Annotated in this window: 5 protein-coding genes; 4 read left to right on the forward strand and 1 reads right to left on the reverse strand. The window is 65.0% G+C overall.

Annotated features, from left to right (window positions below; all coding sequences use genetic code 11):
- Nucleotides 1-18 precede the first annotated feature (18 nt).
- The 3 genes from M9890_05345 (at nt 19) to uppP (ending at nt 3,542) form a co-directional block, all read left to right on the forward strand.
- Nucleotides 19-1,173 carry a YihY/virulence factor BrkB family protein gene (locus tag M9890_05345; protein ID MCO5176386.1) on the forward strand — a complete coding sequence of 385 codons (1,155 nt, stop codon included), beginning with the start codon at nt 19-21 and terminating at the stop codon, nt 1,171-1,173.
- Between the two features lie 518 nt (nt 1,174-1,691).
- Complete coding sequence (locus tag M9890_05350; GenBank protein MCO5176387.1) at nt 1,692-2,678, forward strand: flippase-like domain-containing protein; 987 nt, start codon at nt 1,692-1,694, stop codon at nt 2,676-2,678.
- Entirely contained in the window at nt 2,679-3,542 is an 864-nt protein-coding gene (gene uppP / locus M9890_05355) for an undecaprenyl-diphosphatase UppP (protein ID MCO5176388.1), read from the forward strand. It begins immediately after the preceding gene.
- Between the two features lie 69 nt (nt 3,543-3,611).
- On the opposite strand, the gene M9890_05360 is transcribed toward uppP, so the two are convergent.
- Complete coding sequence (locus M9890_05360) at nt 3,612-4,781, reverse strand: aminotransferase class I/II-fold pyridoxal phosphate-dependent enzyme (GenBank protein ID MCO5176389.1); 1,170 nt, start codon at nt 4,779-4,781, stop codon at nt 3,612-3,614.
- 150 nt (nt 4,782-4,931) lie between these two features.
- Here M9890_05360 and M9890_05365 point away from each other — a divergent pair, with 150 nt between their 5' ends.
- Nucleotides 4,932-6,644: a DEAD/DEAH box helicase gene (locus M9890_05365; protein ID MCO5176390.1), complete on the forward strand. Its 1,713-nt coding sequence runs from the start codon at nt 4,932-4,934 to the stop codon at nt 6,642-6,644.
- The last annotated feature ends 196 nt before the right edge of the window (nt 6,645-6,840 follow it).

The following is a 6,840-nucleotide window of genomic DNA, read 5'->3' on the forward strand; positions in this document are numbered from 1 at the left end:
ATTCCGGGAGGGTAGGGGATGGCGCGCGGAAATGCTGAGCAGTCGGACGGCACGATTCCTGTAACCGTGCTGGCGAAGCGCACGCTTGATGAGTTCAAGAAAGATGATGTGCCGGAGATCGCTGCCGGCGTTGCCTATCACGCGATCTTTGCGATTCCGCCGCTGATCGCGCTGGTTCTTGCGCTCGCGGCATTGCTCAACCGTGTCGCCGACGTGCCAATTGCTGATCGTCTGGTCGACCTGATCAACGAGAATGCACCAGATCAGACACGCCAGCTGCTGCTGGATCTGGTCGATGGCGCACTGAACCAGGTGAGCGGTGGCGCGGCGCTGTTCGGCGTTCTGCTCACTGCTGGCATCGCGCTGTGGTCCGGCTCGAACGGCGTCTCAACGGTCATGAAGGCGTTCAACCGCGCGTATGACGTGATCGAGGACCGCAGCTTCATCAAGCTGAAGCTGACCGCCATCGGGCTGACGCTCGTCGTCGGCGTGCTGGTGATCCTCGCCTTCGCGATGCTGGTCTTCGGCAAGCCGATCGGGGACGCGGTTGCCGATCGGTTGGGCCTCGGGAGCGTGTTCGATTACTCCTGGTCAGTCGTCCAGATTGTCGCGCCGATCATCTTCATCATGTTGGTGCAGGCGCTCCTGTTCTACTTCGCGCCGAACGTGAAGCAGTCGTTTCGCTGGGTCTCACCGGGCGCGGTGTTCGCGACGGTGGCCTGGATCGCCCTGTTATTTGGCTTTCGCTACTACACGACGTTCGCCAATCCGGGCAGCGCCTACGGGACGGTCGGCAGCGTCGTCGTCCTGATGTTCTTCCTGTACGTCAGCTCGATCATCTTCATCACCGGCGCGGAGGTCAACGCAGTCGTCTCGCGGGCGAACGATCCGGAGACGGTGCGCGACCTGGCACACAACCTGCAGAAGATCGAGAACCCGCTCGACGAGCTGGCCGCGCGACAGGCCGCGCGCCAGATGGACGCGCGGAAGGGCACGCACATCGTCGAAGGCATGGCGCAGCCGATCCTCGTCGGCCCGCCGCCCGAGCCAGCACCGGCAGCGCCGAGCAAGCCGAGCAAGCCGGGCGCATTGACCCGCATCGTCACCGGCGTCTCGACGTTGGCCGCGAGCATGGTCATCGCGCGCATTATGAAAAAGCGGCAGAAGAAGTAGAGGAAGGCGCGGAGGTAGGCGGGGTGCGATAGGAAGATTTACCTCCGTACGAACAGGCCGGGTCCTGCCCTCGCCGTGAGGTGACCCTCCCGCGTCGAGTGACTGCGATACGCCCATTCCGACTGGCAGCCACGACGCCCGCTTGCCTATGTTGGATGGTCGTGCTGCTGGCCGGGTGTGCGCAACCATTCCGGATCGGAATCCCAATGCGTGTGGCGCGCGTTCGGCGCGCAATTGATCCGGGCGGGGGTGTCGCCTCACGGCGAGGACAGGCCTGGTCCTGTCCGTACGGAATGTTTGCGCGAATCTCCTTGTTCGACGTGCTGCGGCCTACCAGGTAGCGGCCTCGTCGCACGTGACGATGTGAGGGCGCGGGAGTTGTCATCGGCGGTGGTATCCTTCGCGATTGTGTCCCCTCGGGATACGACGCAAGGCTGGGTGCCGAGGCGTTGCCGGCGTCATGGCGCGGCGTCATGGCTTGAGGCGCATTGCCTTCGTAGCGGAGCAACACGATACGCATGCGCTCTTGGCGATTCTGGGTCGGAATTTTCGTTAGCCTGTTCTTCATCTACTTCGCGCTGCGCAATCAGGACTTCGGCCACATCTGGCAAGCCCTGCGCGAGGCCGATTACCGCTGGGTTGTGCCCTCATTTGTCCTCTATTTTCTCGGCGTCGCGGTGCGCTCGGTGCGCTGGCATTACCTGCTCCGATCTGTGCGCGATACCTCGCCGCGCCGCCTCTTTCCCATCGTCGTTATCGGCTATATGGCGAACAACATCTTGCCGTTCCGCGCCGGCGAAGTCGTGCGCTCGTATGCGCTCTCGGCGCGTTTCGGCATCCGCAAGTCGTCGTCGCTGGGTACCATCGCGATCGAGCGTATCTTCGATGGCTTCACGATGCTGCTGTTCATCGCCGTTGCCTCGCTCTCGATTGCCCTGACCGGCGATCTGCGGACGATCGCGCTGATCGCGCTGGTGCTGTTCCCGGTGCTGCTGATCGGTTTGACGGTAGTGGCTCGATCCGATTCCCTGCGTGAGTCGGTCGTTGGTCTCGGCATCCGGCTGCTGCCGGAGCGAATCGGCCTGCGTGCCGAGGCGCTGGTGCGCTCGTTCATTGATGGTCTGGGTATTCTGAACCGACGACAGGACCTCATCGGCGTCAGCCTGACGTCGATCCTGGCCTGGCTGTTGGAAGCCTCGATGTACCTGCTGATCGCGGAGGCGTTCAGCCTCGACCTGTCACCGGCCGCGATTTTGCTGGTGACGGCGGTCGCGAACCTGGCGACGCTGATCCCCAGCTCGCCGGGTTACGTCGGGCCGTTCGAAACGGGCGTGCTGCTGGTGCTGAATGGCGCGCTGGGCATCGCCCGACCGCTGGCGCTCTCCTACGCGATCGTCGTCCACGCGGTGCTCTATTTCCCGGTGACGCTGCTGGGGCTGATCTTCTGGTGGCGTGAGAGCTACTCGTGGCGCGAGGCGCGGGCGGCGGAAGAGGCGGTTGGCTAAGTGGATGCTGACATTCTCAAGGCGATCATCCTTGGGATCGTCCAGGGGTTGACCGAGTTCCTGCCGATCTCATCGTCGGCGCACCTCATTATCGTGCCCTGGTTGCTTGGCTGGGAGCCGTTCGGGCTGGCGTTCGATGTCGCCACCCACCTTGGCACGCTGATGGCCGTGCTCGTCTACTTCCGCGACGACCTGCTGGCGATGATTCGGGGCGTGCTGGCCGGCCTGCCTGACCTGCGGCGCGGTCGCTTGCCGGACGATCAGATGGGTCGGATCGGCCTGTTCATCGCGGTGGCGACGGTCCCTGCGGCGATCGCCGGGTTTCTGTTTGAGTCGACGATTGATGACTACTTCCACTCCGACCCGATCAGCGGGACGGCGATGGTCGTGCTGGCGTTGCTGCTGATGGGCATGGGTCTCCTGCTCGGAATCGCCGATCGCGTCGGGCGGCAGCGTGCTGGTCGCGGCCTGCAACAGGTGACGTTCCGGACTGCGCTGCTGGTCGGGTTCGCCCAGATGCTGGCGATCGTGCCGGGCGTCTCGCGATCCGGCAGCACAATCACGGCCGGTCTCTTCGCCGGGCTGGAGCGGGCGACGGCGGCGCGGTTCTCGTTCCTGCTCGGTGTGCCGATCATCCTCGGTGCCGGGCTGAAGGAGATGATCAGCCTGGCGGGAGATGGCATCCCGGCCGGCGAGCGCGGTGTGTTCATCGCCGGAGTATTGACGGCAGCCGTGGTGGGCTACTTCGCCATCGCGGTGCTGATCCGCTACCTGCAGCGCCATTCGACCGACATCTTCGTCATCTACCGCGTCGCCCTCGGCATCGGCCTGCTGCTGCTCGTGGCCGGCGGATTCCGCGCGTAGCTCTGCTCACCAAACGAGAAACGCCCCTGCTTTCCGAGCGGAAAGCAGGGGCGTCGTGTTGCGCGTGTCTCAGGAGATCTTGCCGTCGCGGGCGGCGGCGACTGTCGAGCGCAGGCGCAGCATGCCCTCGGTGATTGAGGCGCGGCTGGCGGCGAACGCGAGCCGGATGTAGCCCTCACCACTCGGCCCGTACTCGGTGCCGGAGCGCAGCGCGACGCCGGCCTCGCGGGTCAGCGCGGCCATCCGGCGCGCTGTCACCGGCGCGTCGTACTTGAAGTAGGCGTAGAACGCGCCCTGTGGCCGCGTCCAGGTCAGGCCTTCCGCGCCCTCCAGTAGCTCTTCGATGAGGTCACGGCGCGCGGCGTATTCGGCGCGCATCTCCTCAGTGGCGTCCATCGGGCCGTTGATGCCGGCGATACCGGCGCGTTGCAGCGCCCAGTTGACGCCACCGCCGCTGCTGCGGGCGACACGCGAGACTGCCGTGATCAGGCCGGGGCTGGCTGCGACCCAGCCGAGCCGCCAGCCAGTCATCGCGAACGTCTTCGAGAACGAGTTGCAGTACAGCAGGCGATCCTGCGCATCAGGGATGCTCATCATTGAGGTGAACGGGATGTCGTCGAGAATCAGGTGATCGTAGACCTCGTCGGCCAGAATCAGCAGGTTGTGCTCGCGGGCGATCGCCGCCGCTGCCTCCAGCTCTTCACGGCCATAGACAACGCCGGACGGGTTGTTCGGGTTGTTGATGACGAGCATCTTCGCGTTCGGGTGCGCCTCGGCGGCCGACCGGATGGCGTCCGGATCCAGGTGGAAGTCGGGAGTCTGCTTGACCCAGACGACCTCGGCACCGACCAGCCGGGAGATGTCGGCATACTGCGAGAAGGTCGGCTCTGGAATGAGCACGGCGTCACCCGGATTGAGGTACCCGGCGATAGCCGCGAAGAGCGCGCCGGTGCCGGCGTTGGTCACGGTGATGTCGTTCGGGTTCCAGTCGGCATCGTAGCGACGCTTCAGGAGATCGGCGAACGCCTGCAGGAGCTCAGGGTCGCCGTTGCCCGGCGGGTAGTTCGAGTAGCCTTCATTGACAGCGTCGATCATCGCCTGGCGAATGTGAACTGGCGTCCGGAAATCCGGGTCGCCCGATGAGAGTCCGATCAAGCCCTCCGGTGCTGGACCCACCACCGGCCTCTCGGACTGCTCCATCATGGCGCTGACGAGCGCCGCGGGTTTGAACGAAGCCATCGCACTCCCTTTTCCGTTATTGACCTTGCGGCTCGGATTGTTGGCCGCTGCTCGCCAGCATCGTACCCGAAACCAGCGCGGGTGGTGACATGCTGACGTATGCTCTATAGGTTGATGCTGATGCGGCAGCAGGCAGTGATAGGGGTAAGGATGCAAGGACCGTTTCAAGAGCTCGGGCTCGGCGAAGATATCCTGAGGGCGCTCGATGAAATCGGCTTCGAGGAGCCCACCCCTGTCCAGCGTGAAGCAATCCCGCCATTGATGCAGGGCAACGACGTCATCGCGCAGGCGCAGACCGGCACCGGTAAGACCGCTGCATTTGGCCTGCCGATGATCGAGCGCCTCAGCGGTGAGTCGCGCGGCCCGGAAGCGCTGGTCGTCGCACCGACCCGCGAGCTGGCCGTGCAGGTCGCCGAGGCGATCCACCGCTTCGGCAAGCATCGCGGCACGTCGGTTGTCGCGGTCTACGGCGGTCAGCCGATTGATCGGCAGCTGCGCGCGCTCTCCAAGCCTGTTGATGTCGTCGTCGGCACACCGGGCCGCCTGATGGACCACATGCGCCGCGAGACGCTGAAGCTGGATCAGGTGCGCTTCGTCGTCCTCGACGAGGCGGACGAGATGCTCGATATGGGCTTCATGGAGGATATCGAGACAATCCTCGGCGCGCTGCCAGACGAACGCCAGACGGCGCTGTTCTCGGCGACGCTGCCGTCGCGCATCAGCCATCTGGCCAGCCGCTATTTGCGTAACCCCATCCGCATTGCGGTTGAGCCAGAGCAGGTCACGGTCCCGCAGATCCACCAGTCGTATTACGAGGTCGTCCAGCGCGCGAAGCTGGAGGCGCTGACCCGCATCCTCGACATCAACAATCCGACGTCGGCGATGGTCTTCTGCCGGACCAAGGTTGAGGTCGACGACGTGACGCAGGCGCTGCAGAGCCGCGGCTACAGCGCCGAAGCGATCCACGGCGACCTGTCGCAGATGATGCGCGACCGGGTCATGAACCGCTTCCGCAACGGCACGGCGACATTGCTGGTCGCGACCGACGTCGCTGCGCGCGGCCTCGACATCGAGCACGTCTCACACGTCATCAACTACAGCCTGCCGGGCGACCCGGAGTCGTACGTCCACCGAATCGGGCGGACGGGTCGCGCTGGACGCGCCGGTGAGGCGATCTCGCTGGTGACGCCGCGCGAGCGCCGCCTGCTGCGCTGGATCGAGCGTGCAGTCGGGCAGCGCCTGGAGCTGCGCCGCGTGCCGACCGCCTCGGACGTGGCGGCCAAGCAGCGCGAGCGGCTGGCGGCGACGCTCAGCGAGATGATCGAGTCTGATGAGATGGATCGCCCGATGGCGCTGGTTGACGAGTTGGCGATTCACTACGATCCATCCAAGATCGCGGCGGCGGCCATCTCGATGCTGCTCCAGCCTGAGCCGGAGGAATCCGAGATTCCGGTCAGCGCAGTTGGCGCAGAGCGCGGCATGGCGCGGCTCTTCCTCAATGTCGGCCGCGAGGACGGCGTGCGACCCAGCGACATCGTCGGAGCGATCGCCAATGAAGCGCGTATCTCGGGCAAGAGCATCGGCGTGATCGAGATTCGAGATATCTACTCGTTTGTTGAGATCCCCACCGACCTCGTCCAGCGCGTCATCGAGGCGCTCGGACGGACGAAGTTGCGCGGTCGGGCCGTGCGAGTCGAGATCGCTCGTCCGCGTGAAGAAGGTGCGCCACCGCCCGAACGCAGACCCGACGATCGCGGACCTCGACCGAGCAACCGCGACAGAGATCGCGACCGTGGCCGCGGCCCACGCACCCGCGAACGCGACCGCCCACGCGCACGGCCACATCGTAGTGATCGGGGGTAGGGGCAAAGACTCTGTTCAACGTCGCTGAGGCGAGTCGTCAGCGTCCAATAGTCGAATCCGCAGACACGATAGCCTGTCCTGAGTGGGCAGTTAGCGTCGGCCTGTCTCATCGGCAGCCGCCCCCATGTCCTGCCATTTGCTGCCCGGAGGGCGCCCGGCAGTGAGATGGAGTGAACCCCAAATAGCGAACCACGAT

Source organism: Thermomicrobiales bacterium (assembly GCA_023954495.1).
Taxonomy (GTDB): domain Bacteria; phylum Chloroflexota; class Chloroflexia; order Thermomicrobiales; family CFX8; genus JAMLIA01.

Coding starts and splice junctions, on each gene's coding strand:
- M9890_05345 (MCO5176386.1), top strand. CDS start 19: ATGGCGCGCGGAAATGCTGAGCAGTCGGACGGCACGATTCCTGTAACC.
- M9890_05350 (MCO5176387.1), top strand. CDS start 1,692: ATGCGCTCTTGGCGATTCTGGGTCGGAATTTTCGTTAGCCTGTTCTTC.
- M9890_05360 (MCO5176389.1), bottom strand. CDS start 4,781: ATGGCTTCGTTCAAACCCGCGGCGCTCGTCAGCGCCATGATGGAGCAG.
- M9890_05365 (MCO5176390.1), top strand. CDS start 4,932: ATGCAAGGACCGTTTCAAGAGCTCGGGCTCGGCGAAGATATCCTGAGG.